Genomic DNA, 19,002 nt, shown 5'->3' with positions numbered 1-19,002 from the left:
CAGGTGATCCAACATGAACCAACACATCGCGTTTTGGACAAAAGCGCAAATGCGCAAACAAGTGGCTGTCATTCAAGGTGAACTGGCACCGTCACTTGTCTTAACAAACGCTGTTTATTTAAACACAGCCCTTAAAAAATGGGTAAAGGCAAATATTTGGATACTTCAAGACCGTATTATCTATGTGGGTGATAAGCTGCCTGCAAAAGACTCCGGAACGGAATTTACTGATCTCGAAGGCAAGTTTGTTGTGCCGGGTTATATTGAACCGCATTGTCATCCGTTTCAACTTTATAATCCCCAGTCGCTCTCCCGATATGCATTGCAACGCGGGACGTCTGTATTTTTAGCAGATAACTTTATGCTGCTTTTTGAAATGAGTATTTCGAAAGCGCTTTCTTTTATGGAGGACGTGAACGAACTGCCGTCTAATTTCTTCTGGTGGTGTCGATATGACGCGCAAACTGAGCTTTTAGAAGAAGAGAATTATTTCTCTGAAAAATCGGTAAGACAGCTGCTTGAAAGCCCATATGTTCTCCAAGGAGGAGAGTTAACGAGCTGGCCGCGCGTACTGCAGGGTGATGATACCTTGCTTCACTGGATGCTGAAGACGAAGAAAGCGGGTAAAAAGATCGAAGGACATCTGCCCGGAGCATCTGAAAAAACATTAACGGCGATGACTTTGCTCGGTGTAGATTGCGATCATGAGGCGATGACGGGTACGGAAGTAATGGACCGATTGAATGCTGGGCTTCAGGTATCCCTTCGCTATTCATCCATTCGTCCAGATCTGCCTAAACTTTTGCGTCAGATGAAAGAGGAAGGCATCACGAACTTTGAACGAATCTTTTTCACAACAGACGGTTCAACTCCAGCGTTTTATGAAGAAGGCGTTACTGATAAAATGCTTGAGATCGCACTTGAAGCAGGAATCGATCCAGTTGATGCGTATATGATGGTTTCGTATAATATTGCGCGATATTACGGCTTGGATCATCTTTTTGGAATGATTGCTCCAGGGCGTGTGGCACATTTAAATATTTTAGATGATCCTAGAAATCCACTTCCGGTATCTGTTTTGGCTAAAGGAAAATGGATGAAACAAAACGGCGAGGATGTTAGTGAAGACAAAGATTTCGCGTTTGATTGGGAAGGGCATGGCATACGAAAAAGAGAGATCAATTGGGATCTTCATGACGAGGACTTTCAGTTTTCAGGTCTTGTTGGAATAGAAATGTACAATAGTGTCATCACTCGGCCATATAATGTATCGATCAATCCTTTTTCTGAAGAAATTAACGAAGAATCGGATGAGTGCTTCTTAATGCTGATCGATAAAGATGGAAAGTGGAGAACGAACACCATCGTAAAAGGTTTTGCTAAAAATCTGTATGGCTTTGCGAGCTCCTATTCCAACACAGGAGATCTGCTCATAATTGGAAAGAGCAAAAAAGATATGGCAGTGGCGTTCGAGCGATTGAAAGAGGTCGGCGGGGGCATCGTACTTGCTGAGAAGGGCGAAATCGTGGCTGAAATAAAACTTCCGTTAGCGGGAGGAATGTCGAATCTTGGTATAGAAGAACTAGTACAAGAAGAAAAAAGGCTGACGAATGCCCTAAGAGAGCGTGGATATCAGTACGAAGATCCGATTTATTCTCTTCTGTTCTTTTCTTCCACACACTTGCCATACATCCGCATTACGCAAAGAGGCATTTACGATGTTAAAAAGAAAGGGTTACTCTTTCCTTCGATTATGCGTTAATATAGAAAAGGATTGGGCAAAATAATACGATACAAAGGTAGTGAGCCCAATGAAAAAGTGGTACATCATCTTGATGGCGATGATCACGGTATTAACGCTGTCTGCATGTAAAGACGCAAGAGATAAAGTATTAGAAGACGGTAAAGTAGATAAAGCTGAGGCATCTGATTCAAAAAAGAAGAAACCTACTCTTCTGTATTTCCGCTGACTGGCTTAGGAACGAATGACGAGGTCGACCACCGGGCGATTGCTGTTATGGTGAACAACCACTCGAAAGCAAGACCTCAATCAGGACTTCATAAAGCAGACATTGTGTACGAAGTATTAGCTGAGGGAGAACTCACTCGTTTTCTAGCTATTTTCCAAAGTGAAATGCCGGACGTGGTAGGTCCTGTTCGGAGCGCAAGAGATTATTATATTGAACTCTCTGAAGGGTATAACTCGTTATTCGTAGCACACGGGTTTAGTCCAGAAGCGAAAGAGATTCTTTATAGCGGCAGAGTCGATCATTTGAACGGAATGGACTATGACGGCAGTCTCTTTAAACGAGCTGATTTTAGAAAAGCGCCTCACAACTCTTACATCACCTATGAAAATATCGAAAAAGGAATGAAGAAAATCGGTGCTGAGAATTCAGATGACCTCGATATGCTTCCATTTCTTACGGTTAAGAGTGCTTCAGATATAGAGGGAACACAAGTGGATGAAGTAACGATTTCGTATAAAGGCGGAGAAACGGTAGGTTTTACGTACTCTGATAAAAAGAAGACGTACGCGAGAAGCAGCAACAATGAACCGACTATAGATCGCGAAACCGAAACGCCAATCACTGTAAGCAATGTATTTATTGTTGAAGCGGCCCACCGGGTAATCGATGATGCCGGCAGACGTGAGATCAACTTAACGTCAGGCGGAGATGCTATTCTGATTCAGAACGGTGTCGCACAAAACATTTCGTGGAAAAACGAAAACGGAAAAATCGTTCCGGACGGCGGAGCGTTTGTTCCAGGTAAAACATGGATCAACATTGTACCGAGTGGAATGGCAAATTCGGTTAAGATGCAATAAAAAAGGAGTGCATGTTACATGCAAATTGATAAACTGCGAGGAAAAGCGCTAGATCAGTTGTTTGAATCTGTTCTATCGCTAAAGGATATGGAAGAATGCTATCGTTTCTTTGATGATCTTTGTACGATGAACGAGATTCAATCTCTGGCGCAAAGACTTGAAGTAGCACGTATGCTGCGCGAAGGAAAGACCTATCACAAGATCGAGGGTGAAACGGGTGCGAGTACAGCAACGATCTCACGCGTAAAGCGTTGTCTGAATTTCGGAAACGACGCTTATGCGATGGTGCTGGATCGTGTTCATGAAGAGGAAGAAGCGAAATAAATGAGCGGAAAACCTGCCTGGTGGCGGGTTTTTTATTTGGGTGGGCAGTGTAACGTGTGTCGATAGGTGTCGAGGATTGTAGACTTGTCGATATATATACCATACTCGTCAAATTAAGGTGAGTATTTGTCAAATTATCCAGCAAACTTGGGAAATTATTCGTATAATTCGTCATAATAATTGAGTTGACTTTACGCTCTTTACAATTTATAGTTGTATGTACAAACAACAAAACAAAATAATCGTAAAAGAGGTGCTACAAATGCCCGAAAAATATTTAGAAAACTGCCTTTATTTTACCGTGAACAAGCTTTCTCGCGTTATTACAAAAATGGCAGAGGAATCGTTCAGGCCGACTGGGATTTCGCCTACGCATGGTTTTTTAATGATGCTCGTTAACAACAAACCGGGAATTTCACAATCGGAATTGGCAGAAGAACTTCATATGACACCAAGTACGATTACACGATTTGTTGACAAGCTTGTCGTTAAAGGACTTGCAGAACGCAAAGTGCAAGGGAAGATGTCACACATTCATCCGACACCAGCAGGCATCGAGATCCAAATAGAACTCGAGAAAGCGTGGAAGAATTTATTCCGAAACTACTCTGATATTTTAGGAGAAGAAGAAGGAAAAGCACTAACAAAAGCTACGCATCTTGCAGCAGGGCAGCTCGATTCTTAAATGAGCTCTCTTTTACACTTATAGTTGTTTGTACAAGCAAATGAAGTAACCTATAAATAATAATGCTCTTTTCAAACAGATTGTTGCTTCTTAATTTTTTTGTTTACTTTCTTCACTGACAAGTTGATTAGAGTGGAAGGTGCGAGACTCCTCGAAAATTGAACTTTAAATTTTCAGTGAAACGTCCGAATGTGGCTTACCGCCTGCCCCGCGGAAAGCGAGCAGCCTGGAGCGGAGATCAACTGCTTTCAAGAGCAACCATGTATCTGTATTCGAAAAAGCCGAATAAAAAGAAGATCTATCAATGAAAAAAACATTAGTCATTATCGCTCATCCCAATCTTGAAACATCTACGGTTAACAAAAGATGGGCTGAAAAAATCGAGAAGCAAGAGAATGTAACAGTACGCAAACTTTATGATCTATATCCGGATGGAAAAGTAAATGTGGAAGAAGAGCAGCGTATGTTGCTTCAGCACGATCGTATCGTATTCCAGTTTCCGTTTTACTGGTACAGCTCACCATCTCTATTAAAAGAATGGCAAGATGCCGTGCTTTTATATGGATGGGCATATGGTCCTGGCGGAGATTCACTTCACGGAAAAGAGTTAGTGATCGCGATTTCAACGGGAGGCCCAGACTTCTCATATCAAGCGGGAGGGTTCAATTACTATACGATCAGCGAACTGCTGCGTCCGTTTCAAGCAACTTCTAACTTGATCGGAACTCGTTATATCGCTCCATTCGTTTTCCATAGCGCGATTCGTGCGTCAGAGGAAGCTGTTGAACAAAGCACACAGAATTATATCTCTCACGTTTTAAATCCTGAAATTTAATGAAATTCATTCTTCATCAAGCTCATCTGGACTTGGTCGCGGCAATTTCCGCGAATCCATTCAGCCTGCCGGACAACGCCTTCTGCCTGAAAGCCGAGCCGGCGGGCGAGCTTGATGCTTTTTTCATTCTGAACCGCTGCCCGGAGCTCCACGCGATTCAGCATTAACGTATAATACGCATACATAAGCATTCCTCTTACCGCACGCTGAGCAATTCCATGCCCCTCAAACCCTGCACCGACCCAATACCCGAGCATGCCGGACTGGTTGTGCCATTTTATATCATACAAAGCGACTGAACCTGCTACTTGTCCGCGATACCAAATAAACAGAACAACATCGGTCTGTTCTTTCATCTTTTTGTTAACCGTTTTAATAAATTGTTTCATCTCACCGTTTGACTGTGTATAATCCACCCAGCTGATCCACGGGCCTAAATGCTGACGTGAAAGCTCGAGCAGTCTGTAAATGGTATCAGATTCTTTAACGTCTGCTTGTTTTAGCATGATTTCATCGTCAATATGCCACATAAGCACAGGCATTCCTCCCAAAAACGAGTATGAACTTCACAATCTTTCCACATGATGAATCATAGAGTGAGAACTTTATTTTTGATATAATGCAAAAGTACAGAATCGGTCTGTTGTGATAGCAGGCACGGGTTGTTTTAAATAGGAAAGGAAGAACACAATGTTTGATTATCGAAAATGGAAGCATGTGTTTAAGCTTGACCCAGATAAAGAGATCTCTGACCGCGACCTTGAATTGATTTGTGAGAGCGGAACGGATGCTGTTATCGTTGGCGGATCTGAAGGGGTTACACTTGATAATACATTAGACCTTATGTCTCGAATCCGCAGATATGCGGTTCCTTGTGTGCTTGAAGTTTCCAACATTGAATCTCTTACACCAGGGTTCGATTTTTACTATATACCTACCGTATTAAATGCGAAGGATGCTAACTTCATAACAGGTCTTCACACAGAAGCTTTAAAAGAGTTCGGTGACATCATGAACTGGGACGAGATCATTACAGAAGGGTATTGCATTTTGAACCCGAATTGTACGGCAGCAGAACGTTCGAGTGCTGACGCGAGTCTCTCGGCAGATGATGTTGTAGCATATGCCCGCTTGGCCGAAAAAATGTTTAAGCTTCCAATCTTTTATTTGGAATACAGCGGTATGTATGGTGATGTCAATATCGTTAAACAAGTAAAGAACGTGCTAGAAAATGCTGTTCTTTATTATGGAGGCGGAATCACATCTGCAGAACAAGCGGGTGAGATGGCAGAATTCGCTGACACAGTGGTAGTCGGGAACATCATTTATGACGATCTGAACACAGCGATTGAAACAGTTGAAGCCGTTAAGGGTAAAAGTTGATAAAATCTCAAAAATGAGTGAAAATAAAATAAGAATATATGTTCGGGCGGTGAAGTAGAAATGAGTATGCATCAAATGATTGAAAAGCTATTAACAGGACTGAATCCTGAGCAGAAAGCAGCGGTAAAACATACAGACGGGCCATTGTTGTTGATGGCTGGAGCGGGAAGCGGTAAGACGAGAGTGTTAACTCATCGTATTGCTTATTTAATGATGGAAAAAGAAGTGGCGCCATGGAACATCTTGGCGATCACGTTTACGAATAAAGCAGCAAGAGAGATGAAGGAAAGGGTTGCTAAGATCACAGGACCAGTAGCAGAGGAAATCTGGATTTCTACGTTCCACTCCATGTGCGTTCGTATTTTGCGCCGTGACATCGATCGAATCGGAATTAACCGTAACTTTACGATTTTGGATGCGACAGATCAATTGTCTGTTGTAAAAGCCGTATTGAAAGATCTGAACTATGATCCGAAAAAGTACGAGCCTCGTGGCATTTTAAGTGCGATTTCATCTTTGAAAAATGAACTGAAAACGTCAGCGGATTTTGCGAAGGTGGCGAATGGCCATTTTGAAGGTGTTGTTAAAGAAGTTTATGAAGGCTATGAAAAGCGTCTAAGAAAAAATCAGGCTTTAGATTTTGACGACCTGATCATGACGACAATCCAGCTTTTTGCGAAGGTTCCTGAAGTGCTCGAGTTTTATCAGCGTAAGTTTCAATATATTCACGTCGATGAGTATCAAGATACGAACCGCGCGCAATATATGCTTGTTAAGATGCTCGCTGACCGATTCCGCAACCTTTGTGTTGTAGGGGACTCTGATCAGTCGATCTACGGCTGGCGCGGCGCGGATATTGCGAACATTCTATCGTTTGAAAAAGACTACAATGATGCTGAAGTGATTTTATTAGAGCAAAACTATCGTTCTACAAAAAGATTCTTCAGGCTGCAAACAAAGTGATCGAAAACAACATGAACCGAAAGCCAAAGAATCTTTGGACAGACAATACGGATGGCGCTAGCATTACGTACTACCAAGGTGATGATGAGCAGGGCGAGAGCTATTACGTAACAGGCAAGATTCGTGAAGCCGTAACTTCTGGCAAACGTTCTTATAATGACATCGCGATTTTATATAGAACGAACGCCCAGTCCCGTGTTATCGAGGAAGTTTTGATCAAGTCGAACATTCCTTACAACATCGTCGGCGGTACAAAGTTCTATGACAGAAAAGAGATTAAAGATATCTTGGCATACCTGCGTCTTATTTCGAATCCAGACGATGATATTTCGCTTCAGCGTATCGTGAATGTACCGAAACGTGGAATCGGTGCGTCATCTATGGATAAAGTGGCGCAATATGCAGCGAACAATGACCTTTCTATGTATCAAGCACTTCAAGAAGTGGAACAGATCGGCCTTAGTGCTCGTGCAACCAACTCTTTAAGAGAGTTTTCTGAGTTTGTAACGAACTGGACGCGCCAGCAGGAGTACCTTTCTGTGACAGAACTAACAGAAGAAGTGCTAAGCAAGACCGGTTATCGTGACGCACTAAAAGCGGAGAAAACGATTGAAGCTCAAAGCCGTTTAGAGAACATTGATGAATTTATTTCCGTAACGCAAGATTTTGAAAAGAAACAGGAAGACAAATCGCTGATTGCTTTCTTAACAGATCTTGCCCTTGTTGCGGATATCGATAAGCTTGATGAAGATGCAGCAGATGATAAGCCGAAGGAATCGGTCGTGCTTATGACGCTACACTCTGCAAAAGGTTTGGAGTTCCCGGTTGTTTTCTTAATGGGACTTGAAGAAGGGGTCTTCCCGCATAGCCGTGCGCTCTTTGAGGAAAATGAGATGGAAGAAGAACGCAGACTTGCTTACGTTGGGATCACGCGTGCTGAAGAAGAGCTTTTCTTAACAAATGCAAGAATGCGTACCCTTTATGGACGTACGACAACGAATCCGGAATCGCGTTTTATCGCTGAAATTCCAGCCGATTTGATCGAAGCAGAAGTAAAAGAAAAACCTTCAGTTCCTTGGGGTGGCGGTTCTCGCTCAGGAGGTGGATCAACTCCATCCTTTATGGCTCCGAAAAAGAAAATGGTTACACCTGTCTATCAATCTTCTGGCGGGGAAAAACTGGAGTGGAGAGTAGGCGACAAAGTCAAACACCGTAAATGGGAAACAGGAACGGTTGTGAGCATGCGCGGTGAAGGTGATTCACTGGAACTTGATATTGCATTCCCTCAGCCGGTTGGTGTGAAAAGACTGCTTGCTAAATTTGCCCCGATCGAAAAAGCGTAAGAAAAGAAGGAGTGGAACGGGTTGAACGAAGAACATGCGAAGAAACGCATCCTGGAACTCCGGGACATGCTAGAAAAATACAATTACGAATATCACGTACTCGACAAACCGTCTGTACCTGATGCTGAATATGACCAGCTGATGAAAGAGCTGATCGAACTTGAAAACAATCATCCAGAACTCCATGACGAGCATTCGCCTACATCACGTGTAGGCGGTGCTGTTTTGGACTTTTTTGAAAAAGTCGAGCACACCGTACCGATGCTGAGTCTAGGCAATGCCTTTAACGATCAAGATCTGCGCGATTTTGACCGCCGTGTAAGAGATGGCGTTGGCTCTAATGTTTCGTATGTGGCTGAATTGAAGATTGACGGATTAGCCGTGTCACTTACTTATGAAGACGGCCGTTTCATTCGAGGCGCTACGCGTGGCGACGGCACAATCGGTGAAGACATTACGAATAATTTAAAAACGATTCGCTCTATCCCGTTTAAGCTGAAAGACCCAGTGAGGCTTGAAGTGCGCGGTGAGGCGTTCATGCCGAAAAAGTCTTTTCAAAAGCTGAATGCCCACAGAGAAGAAGAAGGTCAAGAGCTTTTTGCGAATCCAAGAAATGCAGCAGCTGGTTCATTGCGTCAGCTTGATCCGAAAATTGCTGCAAGCCGTAACCTCGACATTTTCCTTTATGGTGTTGGAAAGCTTGAAGGTCACTCGGTCGATTCACATGACGAAAACTTAACGTACTTAAGTCACTTAGGTTTTAAAACAAATCCTGAGTGGAAAAAGTGTGGGAATATTGAAGAAGTCATTGAGTATGTGAACAGCTGGCAAGAGAAACGCCCAGATCTTCCATATGAGATTGATGGAATTGTGATTAAAGTAAATTCTTTGTATCAGCAAGAGGAACTAGGGTTTACAGCGAAGAACCCGCGTTGGGCGATCGCATATAAGTTTCCTGCTGAAGAAGTCGTTACAAAGCTTGAAGGAATCGAGTTGAATGTCGGCCGAACAGGTGTAGTGACACCGACGGCATTGCTGCAGCCGGTTTTAGTAGCGGGAACGACAGTCAAGCGTGCTTCCTTACATAATGAAGACTTGATTCGCGAAAAAGATATCAAGATCGGTGATTATGTAGTTGTGAAAAAGCGGGCGACATCATTCCAGAAGTCGTAAATGTGATTACTGAACGCCGTACGGGTGATGAAACTGATTTTAATATGCCGACTGAATGTCCAGAGTGTGAAAGCAAACTCGAGCGATTAGACGGTGAAGTGGCTTTGCGATGCTTAAATCCGCAGTGTCCGGCACAAATTCGTGAAGGGTTTATCCACTTTGTTTCCCGCAACGCGATGAACATTGACGGACTTGGTGAAAAGGTAGTCGCGCAGCTATTTAAGGAAAAATTAATTGAGAACTTTGCAGATTTATTCAAGCTAGAGCGTGATAAACTGTTAGAATTAGAACGTATGGGTGAAAAGTCAGCTGACAATCTGCTTGCTGCGATTGAAAAATCAAAGGAAAACTCTTTAGAGCGCCTTCTTTTTGGTTTAGGAATCCGTCATGTGGGAGCAAAAGCCGCAAAGACGATCGCACAGCGTTTTGAACACATAGATGGCTTGATGAGTGCTTCTAAAGAAGAACTTTTAGCTGTAGAAGAGATCGGTGAAAAAATGGCTGACTCTATTCAGCTTTACTTCTCAAAGCCTGAAGTAAAAGAACTGATGGAAGAACTGAGGAATCTCGGCATGAACATGGAGTATAAGGGGCCGAAGCTTGTAAAGGTTGAGGATCTAGATACGCCGTTCGCTGGGAAAACTGTTGTGTTAACGGGGAAATTATCGATTTTAACCCGTAATGATGCGAAGGAACAACTAGAGCGCTTAGGAGCGAAAGTGACCGGAAGCGTAAGTAAGAACACAGATATGCTGATTGCTGGTGAAGATGCAGGTTCCAAGCTTGATAAAGCGAAGACGCTTGGCATTGAAATATGGGATGAGCAAAAATTGGTGGACGAGCTTAACAAATAAGATTGGCGAGAGCTAACCAACAATATTAGAGGAGTGTCCGTAATGATGAAACGGGTTGGACTCCTTTTCATAAGCACTGTACTTATTTTGACCGGCTGTTTGGGGAATGATGAGCTGGAAAAAGAAGAAAAGGTCGTGCAAGAAAAGGGAAAAAAGAAGAGAAAGCGATTATTACAGGGGAGATTAACACTGGTGAAAAGTACTATCGAAGTATTTTTCCGTTCGAACCAGGTGGAGCCCGTGGTGTAATCCGCTTCGGTGTTGATAACCGTCTAGATATTAACGAGTTTGAAATGGGCTTAATGCGCATCGCACAAGACACGTTCAACACGGACAAATATTTTTTCCAAGAAGGACAGTTCCTCAATGAGCCAACGGTAACAAACTGGCTAAGAAGAGCTGATGAAGAACCAGGAAAAAGCAAGAGTGAGTTTGACCAAACTGGTCTGAACCCTAAATTAGGTGCAAAAGTGGACCAAGGTGATGGTCAATACGTAGATAAAATGCTTGAAGCAAACAAGAACAACCCTAAGTATCTTTCCTATGTTCTTGAGCATAACTATCTTGTTCAAAGCGGTGACGGAAAAGTAAAACTCGGCGGTGTCGTGATCGGTTTGTCTTTTAACTCAACGTATTATTACAATGTGAACAAAGATAGCTTGATCTATCCTGGTGAAGTAAAGCTTGACCGCGCCAAGGTAAAACAAGAAGCACAGAAAATTGCCGGACAAGTTGCAAGTCGTTTACGTACGGATCCAAAACTAAAGGATGTGCCGATCGTTTTCGCTCTTTATCAAGAAGAAGAGCGTGACTCTGTTACACCAGGAAACTTCTTTGCGTCAGGTGTTGTGAAAAAAGGAAGCAATTCGATCAGCTCGTGGGAAGACGTGGATGAAGACTATTTACTATTCCCGTCAGATACAGCTTCTAAAAAGAAACGAAGCGACTATGAGAAGTTCACGACTTTTAAATCAAAAGTTCAAGAGTACTTCCCGAACTTTATCGGTGTAATCGGAAAAGGATTTTATAAGGACGGAAACTTAGAGCGTATGACGATTGAAATACCCGTTCAGTTCCGCGGTAAAGCAGAAATCATCTCCTTTACTCAGTTTGTTGCGACTTCCGCGCTGGGAGAGCTGCCAAATGTACCAGTAGAAGTGTACATTGGCTCAGCCGTTGATCAACCAGAAGCGCTTATCGTAAAAGATGAAACAACACAAGAAGAGCCATTTGTGCATATTTACCGAAAATAGAGATTTTCAAAACCCGCTGACTTTAAGGTTAGCGGGTTTCTTTGATGTTTTATACAATTGTTGTTTGTAGTGGAGGGGGTATTGAGCGAGGTGTAGTTAGTCTAATTATGTCATCTCGCGGATATATGAGCAAAACTCACGGAAATAAAGCTGGATCTCGCGGGATTAAACTAAAAATTTCAGGAATTATGACTCGAATTTCTTGAATTAATGCCTTGAATACCCTGAGTGGTATGTACACTAGCCTAACATTTCCAAAAAAAATTGAAATTCTAGAACGGAAATCAACCACTTTCAATGTTGTAAAATTAACCTTGGAAAAATATGCTTCTCAAATAACAAAATTCATAATTATTCGGACATTCACCGCAAATTTCACTTCAAATCATACAAAAACATATTAATCATTCATTATAAAGAAAGAAGATGCAAAAAGGGGTCTCAGCCCTTGAAAATAAAGAATTCTGACTATTGTCTGTTTGTTTGAACAAAACGTAATGTTCATGTAGAATGAACGTGGGAAACCCAATAATGAAAACGCTTTAATAGGAGGGGAATTTATTATGACACGTGAATACCGTCATGAACCATTTATGGATTTTTCAGTTCCTGCAAACAAGGAAGCTTACGAAGCAGGCTTGAAGCTTATTAACTCAAAGCTTGGTACAGAGTTTCCACTTGTTATCGGCAGTGAAAAAATCACGACAGATGAGAAGATTGTTTCTATAAATCCAGCTAACAAAGAAGAAGTGATTGGATCTGTTTCTAAAGCGACTCAAGATCATGCTGAGCAAGCGATGCAAGCTGCATTAACAGCCTTCGAATCTTGGAAAAAGTGGGATCCTGAGCACCGCGCGAACATCTTGTTCCGTGCAGCAGCGATCATCCGCCGCCGTAAATATGAATTCTCCGCTATGCTTACAAAAGAAGCAGGTAAGCCATGGAAAGAAGCAGACGCTGACACAGCTGAAGCGATCGACTTTTTAGAATACTATGCACGTCAAGCGATCAAACTTAAAGCTGGACAACCAGTAGTAAGCCGCGATGGCGAAATCAATAAATTTAACTATATTCCACTTGGAGTAGGTATTGTTATCTCTCCATTCAACTTCCCGTTTGCGATCATGGCAGGTACTGCAGCAGCAGCGTTCGTTTCTGGTAACACAGTATTGTTGAAGCCAGCGAACTCAACTCCGGTAATTGCAGCGATGTTCGTTCAAGTAATGGAAGAAGCAGGACTTCCTGCAGGCGTACTTAACTTTGTTCCTGGAAGCGGAGCAGAGATTGGTGACTACCTAGTGGATCACCCGAAAACACGTTTTGTATCATTCACAGGTTCTCGTGAAGTGGGTTGCCGTATCTATGAGCGCGCAGCAAAAGTACACCCTGGCCAAATCTGGTTGAAGCGTGTAATTGCTGAAATGGGCGGAAAAGACACTGTTGTTGTTGACCGTGACGCTGACCTTGAATTAGCAGCTAGCTCAATCGTTTACTCTGCATTCGGATTCTCTGGACAAAAATGTTCTGCTGGATCTCGTGCCGTTATCCACCAAGATGTGTATGACGAAGTTTTAGAAAAAGCTGTAGCTCTTACTAAGACTCTAACAATGGGTAGCCCTGAAGAAGTTGGAACTTACATGGGGCCGGTAATCGACCAAGCTTCTTTCAACAAGATCATGAAGTACATCGAAATCGGAAAAGAAGAAGGCCGTCTGATGACTGGTGGAGAAGGCGACGACTCTAAAGGTTACTTCATCCAGCCAACAATCTTTGCTGACGTTGATGAAAAAGCTCGCTTGATGCAAGAAGAAATCTTTGGACCAGTTGTAGCTGTGTGTAAAGCGCGTGATTTCGATCACATGATGGAAATCGCAAACAACACAGATTACGGTCTAACAGGTGCACTTCTTTCAAACAACCGTGAGCACATCGAGCGCGCGCGTGAAGAGTTCCACGTAGGTAACTTCTACATCAACCGTGGATGTACAGGTGCTATCGTTGGATATCAGCCATTCGGCGGATTCAACATGTCTGGAACTGACTCAAAAGCTGGTGGCCCAGACTACCTAACACTTCACATGCAAGCAAAAACAACTTCAGAAACACTATAATCGCAAAATGTGTGGCCCTTTCTCGACTGAGAAAGGGTTTTTTTCTGTGGTAATTTCATTTATAAGTCTTCAGCAGAATTTATAAGTCTTGAAAAAATTTATAAGTCTTCAAACTTTTTTATAAGTCCTCAAATAAATTTATAAGTCTTCACACAATCTGCAAACAAAAAATGGATTATACACCCTCCTTCAGGAAAAGTTAATCGTATAACGATATGGAAGCAGGTGTGAAAATGTCAAAAGATAAAGAGCAAAAGAAAGTCGATTTGGATGAAACGATGCCGCATCAGATCAGCTCCCCGGACTTCAAAGAAACGGGTATGAAGATGCAGGCGCCATTCGTAAACGAACATGGCGTAGTAATCGGAGACAGCTTCTACGATTCAGAAAATTCTCCTCTGAACAACTGGAGCAAGGATACGGATCCAGAAATCATGGCTGGTGAAGAGTGGGTGCATCCTACGAACGATATCGGCTGGAACACGAACATGAACCGCGATCTGATCGAAAAGAAGGCTCCGCCGAAAGAAGGCATGCTCCGGCATCCCACAAAAGATTCGAGCTACGGAAAAGACTAAAAACATTCGGTCAATCAACCGGGTGTTTTTCTTTTGGTGTTCAACACTATGTAGTAAGATGAACATAACAAATAAGGAGGTAACAAACATGGCATATTTCGCAGCGATTTTACATATGGAAAAACCGGAACTTAACCAAGAATTCCGTCAGGAGCACCTTGATTACCTAGCGGAACTTGTGGCACAAGATAAGGTTCATTTAAAAGGACCATTCTTAGACGGAGCAGGCGGTATGGTGGTTTACAAAGCAGAGACATTAGACGAAGCTCAAAACTTGGCACAAGAAGATCCTTACGTAAAAGAAGGAGTGCGCCGCTTAGAACTTCATGAGTGGGGAATTTAAGGGTCAGTTCAGTAGGAATTGTATCCGGTTAAGAAAGGATCTACGTTATGTAGATTCTTTCTTCATTTATTAGCATCATAAAACCCTAATTTCTCCCTATTATCATCTCAAAATAACTCAATTCCGTGAATCTTCCGTCCTCAAGTTGCTTACAGGGCAAGCTTTTTGTTATCATCAGAATAATACTTTTCGTATAAGAAGTCTTGGAGGTGGCATGCTTGTCTCGAATTTCGAAAGATCAAGTGAAACACGTGGCGCATTTAGCCAGGTTAGCCGTTACGGAAGAAGAAGCCGAACTGCTTACCGAACAATTAGATAAAATTATCGGGTTTGCCGAAGAATTGAACGAACTTGACACAGATAACGTGGAGCCGACTACACACGTATTGGAACTAAAAAATGTCCTTCGTGAAGATGAAGTGAGAAATTCTGTATCAGTGGATGAGGCGATGAAAAATGCGCCGGCACAAAAGGACGGCCAGTTTAAAGTTCCGAACATTTTGGAGTAGGAGGAAACACCGCGTATGTCGATTTTAGATAAAAAGATTTCAGAACTGCATCAGTTATTACATACGAAAGAACTTAGTGTAACTGACATTGTGGATGCTACGTTTGACCGTATTCATCAAGTGGATGGCAAGGTTAAAGCATTTTTAACATTAAATGAAGAATACAGCCGCATTAAGGCTAAACAATTAGATGAGAAGCTTGTTTCCGGTGCTGACAGAGGACTGCTCTTTGGTATGCCGATCGGAATCAAGGATAACATCGTAACAAAAGGGATTCGTACAACATGTGCGTCCCGAATTTTAGAAAACTTTGAACCGATCTATGATGCAACCGTAGTCGAACGCCTAAATCAAGCAGATACGATTACGATCGGAAAATTGAACATGGATGAGTTTGCGATGGGATCATCAAACGAAAACTCAGGTTTCCACCCAACGCATAACCCTTGGGACCTTTCTTGTGTGCCGGGCGGTTCTTCAGGTGCGTCTGCGGCATCCGTTTCAGCAGGAGAAGTTCTTTTCTCGCTAGGCTCTGATACGGGTGGATCAATCCGTCAGCCAGCTGCATTCTGCGGTGTTGTTGGATTAAAGCCAACGTACGGCTTAGTTTCACGTTATGGTTTAGTTGCGTTTGCGTCTTCACTAGACCAAATTGGACCTGTAACGCGCAACGTTGAAGACAATGCCTACTTGCTGCAAGCGATCGCAGGCAACGACCCGATGGATTCTACATCTGCAAAAGTGGATATTCCGGATTATCTCGCTTCTTTTACAGGTGATGTAAAAGGACTTAAAATTGCTGTGCCAAAAGAGTACCTTGGTGAAGGTGTGGAACCGGGCGTGAAAGAACGCATTATGGAAGCGTTGAAGGTGCTTGAAGGTCTTGGAGCGACATGGGAAGAAGTATCTCTGCCGCACTCGCGTTATGCACTTGCGACTTACTACTTGTTGTCTTCGTCTGAGGCATCTGCTAACCTTTCACGCTTTGATGGAGTTCGTTACGGATTGCGTTCGGACAATAGCGATAACTTGATTGAAATGTACAAGCAGTCCAGAAGTGAAGGGTTTGGTGAGGAAGTAAAACGCCGCATCATGCTTGGAACGTTTGCGTTAAGCTCTGGCTACTATGACGCTTATTATAAAAAAGCACAAAAAGTTCGTACGCTCATTAAAGAAGACTTTACGAACATTTTTGAAAAATACGACGTGATTATCGGACCAACAACGCCATCTGCATCATTCAAATGCGGTTCTATGACAAAAGATCCGTTAACGATGTACATGAACGATATCTTAACGATTCCAGTTAACTTAGCTGGCGTTCCCGCGATCTCAGTACCGTGCGGATTCTCTGATGGACTGCCGATCGGTCTTCAGATTATCGGAAAGCATTTTGACGAGAGCACGATTTATCGCGTAGCACATGCATTTGAGCAAGCAACAGATCATCACACAGAAAAGCCGAAGCTGTAGGGGGTGCAGAAAATGAGCGAATTTGAAACGATAATTGGATTAGAAGTACACGTAGAATTAAAAACAAACACTAAGATTTTCTGCGGCTGTTCTACAAACTTTGGTGCACCGCCGAACACGAATGTGTGTCCGATCTGCTTAGGACATCCGGGGGTGTTGCCTGTTGTGAACCATCAAGCTGTAGATTTTTCGATGCGTGCTGCACTTGCGCTTAACTGCGAAATTAATAGAGAAACAAAATTTGACCGTAAAAACTACTTTTATCCAGACAATCCGAAAGCGTATCAAGTGTCGCAGTTTGATAAGCCGATCGGTGAAAACGGCTGGATCGAGATCGAAGTGGGCGGAAACAAAAAGAAAATCGGCATCACGCGTATCCATATGGAAGAGGATGCAGGTAAGCTGACGCATACGGCAGACGGATCACTCGTTGACTTGAACCGTCAGGGAACGCCACTTGTTGAGATCGTATCGGAGCCCGATATTCGTACGCCTGAAGAAGCATATGCTTATTTAGAAAAGTTAAAAGCGATCATTCAATACACGGGTGTGTCGGATTGTAAAATGGAAGAAGGTTCGTTGCGCTGTGACGCCAACATTTCTATCCGTCCAGTTGGGCAAGAGAAGTTCGGAACAAAGGCAGAGCTTAAGAACTTGAACTCGTTTGCTTTCGTTCAAAAAGGATTAGAGCATGAAGAGAAGCGTCAGCGTGAAGTGGTTTCAGCTGGAGGAGAGATTCTTCAAGAGACTCGCCGATATGATGAAGCGACGAAAACGACAATCCTGATGCGTGTAAAAGAAGGATCTGACGACTATCGTTACTTCCCTGAGCCTGACCTCGTATCTATTTTTATTGATGAAGAGTGGATGGATCGTGTGAAGTCGGACATTCCAGAACTTCCGGATGCGCGCCAAAAGCGTTATGTTGGTGACTTCGGACTTCCGGAATATGATGCAAAAGTACTTACAATGACAAAAGAAATGGCAGATTTCTTTGAAGCGACGCTCACGGCTGGTGCAGATGCAAAGCAAGCATCCAACTGGATCATGGGTGAAGTGAGTGCTTATCTTAATAACGAAGGCAGAGAGCTCGATCAAACGGCACTAACAGCAGAAGGTCTTGCTGGCATGATTAAGCTGATCGAGAACGGTACAATTTCTAATAAAATTGCGAAGACTGTTTTCAAAGAGTTGATTGAAAACGGTGGCGATGCAGAAAAAATCGTAAAAGAAAAAGGCCTCGTGCAGATCTCAGACGAAGGAGCGATCCGTGAAATCGTCGTGAAGATTCTTGATGCGAACGAACAATCTGTTGCCGACTACAAAGACGGCAAAGAAAAAGCTGTTGGATTCCTAGTCGGTCAAGTAATGAAAGAAACAAAAGGAAAAGCAAATCCGCCGTTAGTCAATAAACTAATCGTTGAAGAACTTAAAAAGAGATAAAACAAAAATCCTCCTGTCTAGTCACGGGAGGATTTTTTGTTTCATCTATAACTCTAAATAATTCCGAAGTAAATATGATATCTGCAGACACTTAGGGTGTTCTTTGATATTTGCAAGTAAACCTTTCACTAGAACCGGGCTTAGGTTTGGTTCTTTAATGTGCTGCTTCAGCAGAACTAAGGATTCGTTCACAGTAAGGTTATCAATTTCTTCAATCTTTTGTTCAATCATTTCGAGTAGCTGTTCTTGAGTTGAATTTTTATTTTCATTCAGCGGTTCGTTGAACGTATGGTAAAGCTCTTCTGTTATAAAAGTGGTCTCAGAATGTTTGGCAAGCAAAGAAGTTTTTTCTGCAAGTGATCGACTTAATCTAGTTAGATCCTGCGGTACGTTAAAGAACAAAAATAAGTGTGAATACGTATGAAAGAAGCCTTTAACACAATAGATCAGATCGAATTTTGTATGAAGGACTTCCTCACCGTATAACCGTTCTAGCATTCCTAATATGATCTTATCGAATAATTTGTCATAGTGATGCATTTTAGAAATGAGTTCTTCGTTAACGGTTTGCGATTGCTCTTTGATAAAAATTTTGGCGAAATCAGAATGCTTTTGAAAGGAATGAAACGCTGCTTTATAAAATTCATTTAAAAGATTTTTATCATTGGTATAATTTTTGACTACATGGTCAATATCTGAGATGAATTCCAGCATAAAGTGATCAATCAGTCCAATGACCAATTCGTCCTTTGACTTGAAAGATAAGTAAAAAGCACCTTTGGAAATACCGGCATGTTCGGTTATTTGTTGTACAGAAGTAGCCTCGAAACCTTGTTTTGCAAAGAGTTCTAGAGCACTTTCCATGATTAATTGTTTCTTACTCATTTTATCGCTCCTAATAT

The 19,002-nt window shown here is 42.5% G+C and carries 18 protein-coding genes and 2 pseudogenes; 18 read left to right on the top strand and 2 right to left on the bottom strand.

Annotated features, from left to right (window positions below; translation table 11 throughout):
* Positions 1 to 13 precede the first annotated feature (13 nt).
* The 7 genes from ACEWFH_RS21935 (at position 14) to ACEWFH_RS21905 (ending at position 4,674) form a co-directional block, all read left to right on the top strand.
* Complete coding sequence (locus ACEWFH_RS21935) at positions 14 to 1,762, top strand: adenine deaminase C-terminal domain-containing protein (RefSeq protein ID WP_473725682.1); 1,749 nt, start codon at positions 14 to 16, stop codon at positions 1,760 to 1,762.
* 49 nt (positions 1,763 to 1,811) lie between these two features.
* On the top strand, positions 1,812 to 1,970 hold the full coding sequence (locus tag ACEWFH_RS21930) for a lipoprotein (protein ID WP_473725681.1): 159 nt from the start codon (positions 1,812 to 1,814) through the stop codon (positions 1,968 to 1,970).
* A 47-nt stretch (positions 1,971 to 2,017) separates the two neighbouring features.
* Positions 2,018 to 2,830: a DUF3048 domain-containing protein gene (locus ACEWFH_RS21925; RefSeq protein WP_473725680.1), complete on the top strand. Its 813-nt coding sequence runs from the start codon at positions 2,018 to 2,020 to the stop codon at positions 2,828 to 2,830.
* An 18-nt stretch (positions 2,831 to 2,848) separates the two neighbouring features.
* Positions 2,849 to 3,154, top strand: coding sequence for a YerC/YecD family TrpR-related protein (locus tag ACEWFH_RS21920; protein WP_473725679.1), 306 nt, complete (start codon positions 2,849 to 2,851; stop codon positions 3,152 to 3,154).
* 262 nt (positions 3,155 to 3,416) lie between these two features.
* On the top strand, positions 3,417 to 3,839 hold the full coding sequence (locus ACEWFH_RS21915) for a MarR family winged helix-turn-helix transcriptional regulator (RefSeq protein ID WP_473725678.1): 423 nt from the start codon (positions 3,417 to 3,419) through the stop codon (positions 3,837 to 3,839).
* Positions 3,840 to 3,997: 158 nt separating this feature from the next.
* A complete protein-coding gene (locus ACEWFH_RS21910) occupies positions 3,998 to 4,147 on the top strand; it encodes a hypothetical protein (RefSeq protein WP_473725677.1) in 150 nt (49 codons plus the stop codon).
* Positions 4,144 to 4,674, top strand: coding sequence for an NAD(P)H-dependent oxidoreductase (locus ACEWFH_RS21905; protein WP_473725676.1), 531 nt, complete (start codon positions 4,144 to 4,146; stop codon positions 4,672 to 4,674). Before ACEWFH_RS21910 ends, ACEWFH_RS21905 begins: the two co-directional genes overlap by 4 nt.
* On the opposite strand, the gene ACEWFH_RS21900 is transcribed toward ACEWFH_RS21905, so the two are convergent.
* Complete coding sequence (locus ACEWFH_RS21900) at positions 4,671 to 5,204, bottom strand: GNAT family N-acetyltransferase (RefSeq protein ID WP_473727397.1); 534 nt, start codon at positions 5,202 to 5,204, stop codon at positions 4,671 to 4,673. The two genes, ACEWFH_RS21905 and ACEWFH_RS21900, sit on opposite strands and share 4 nt — an antisense overlap.
* 160 nt (positions 5,205 to 5,364) lie before the next feature.
* On the opposite strand from ACEWFH_RS21900, the gene pcrB reads away from it, so the two are divergent.
* From pcrB to gatB, 11 genes and pseudogenes are all read left to right on the top strand, one after another.
* Positions 5,365 to 6,057, top strand: coding sequence for a heptaprenylglyceryl phosphate synthase (pcrB, locus tag ACEWFH_RS21895; protein ID WP_473725675.1), 693 nt, complete (start codon positions 5,365 to 5,367; stop codon positions 6,055 to 6,057).
* Between the two features lie 66 nt (positions 6,058 to 6,123).
* Positions 6,124 to 8,363: pseudogene (pcrA, locus tag ACEWFH_RS21890) on the top strand (DNA helicase PcrA).
* 21 nt (positions 8,364 to 8,384) lie between these two features.
* Positions 8,385 to 10,390: pseudogene (gene ligA, locus ACEWFH_RS21885) on the top strand (NAD-dependent DNA ligase LigA).
* 42 nt (positions 10,391 to 10,432) lie between these two features.
* On the top strand, positions 10,433 to 10,639 hold the full coding sequence (locus tag ACEWFH_RS21880) for a hypothetical protein (protein WP_473725674.1): 207 nt from the start codon (positions 10,433 to 10,435) through the stop codon (positions 10,637 to 10,639).
* Entirely contained in the window at positions 10,558 to 11,643 is a 1,086-nt protein-coding gene (locus ACEWFH_RS21875) for a CamS family sex pheromone protein (RefSeq protein ID WP_473727396.1), read from the top strand. Before ACEWFH_RS21880 ends, ACEWFH_RS21875 begins: the two co-directional genes overlap by 82 nt.
* Positions 11,644 to 12,206: 563 nt before the next feature.
* Complete coding sequence (gene pruA / locus ACEWFH_RS21870; RefSeq protein WP_198769255.1) at positions 12,207 to 13,754, top strand: L-glutamate gamma-semialdehyde dehydrogenase; 1,548 nt, start codon at positions 12,207 to 12,209, stop codon at positions 13,752 to 13,754.
* A gap of 233 nt (positions 13,755 to 13,987) precedes the next feature.
* Positions 13,988 to 14,332 (top strand): DUF3905 domain-containing protein, encoded by a 345-nt coding sequence (locus ACEWFH_RS21865; RefSeq protein WP_473725673.1) that lies wholly within the window; start codon positions 13,988 to 13,990, stop codon positions 14,330 to 14,332.
* Between the two features lie 88 nt (positions 14,333 to 14,420).
* Positions 14,421 to 14,675 carry a YciI family protein gene (locus ACEWFH_RS21860; protein WP_473725672.1) on the top strand — a complete coding sequence of 85 codons (255 nt, stop codon included), beginning with the start codon at positions 14,421 to 14,423 and terminating at the stop codon, positions 14,673 to 14,675.
* Between the two features lie 218 nt (positions 14,676 to 14,893).
* On the top strand, positions 14,894 to 15,184 hold the full coding sequence (gene gatC, locus ACEWFH_RS21855) for an Asp-tRNA(Asn)/Glu-tRNA(Gln) amidotransferase subunit GatC (RefSeq protein WP_473725671.1): 291 nt from the start codon (positions 14,894 to 14,896) through the stop codon (positions 15,182 to 15,184).
* Between the two features lie 15 nt (positions 15,185 to 15,199).
* Complete coding sequence (gatA, locus tag ACEWFH_RS21850; RefSeq protein ID WP_473725670.1) at positions 15,200 to 16,657, top strand: Asp-tRNA(Asn)/Glu-tRNA(Gln) amidotransferase subunit GatA; 1,458 nt, start codon at positions 15,200 to 15,202, stop codon at positions 16,655 to 16,657.
* A 12-nt stretch (positions 16,658 to 16,669) separates the two neighbouring features.
* Positions 16,670 to 18,100: an Asp-tRNA(Asn)/Glu-tRNA(Gln) amidotransferase subunit GatB gene (gatB, locus tag ACEWFH_RS21845; protein WP_473725669.1), complete on the top strand. Its 1,431-nt coding sequence runs from the start codon at positions 16,670 to 16,672 to the stop codon at positions 18,098 to 18,100.
* Positions 18,101 to 18,145: 45 nt separating this feature from the next.
* Here gatB and ACEWFH_RS21840 read toward each other — a convergent pair whose 3' ends face one another.
* A complete protein-coding gene (locus ACEWFH_RS21840; RefSeq protein ID WP_473725668.1) occupies positions 18,146 to 18,985 on the bottom strand; it encodes a TetR/AcrR family transcriptional regulator in 840 nt (279 codons plus the stop codon).
* Positions 18,986 to 19,002: the final 17 nt, after the last annotated feature.

Source organism: Fictibacillus sp. EA-CB0309 (assembly GCF_055814265.1).
Note: the sequence above shows the minus strand (reverse complement) of the source record. Positions and strands in the feature narration are given on the sequence as shown.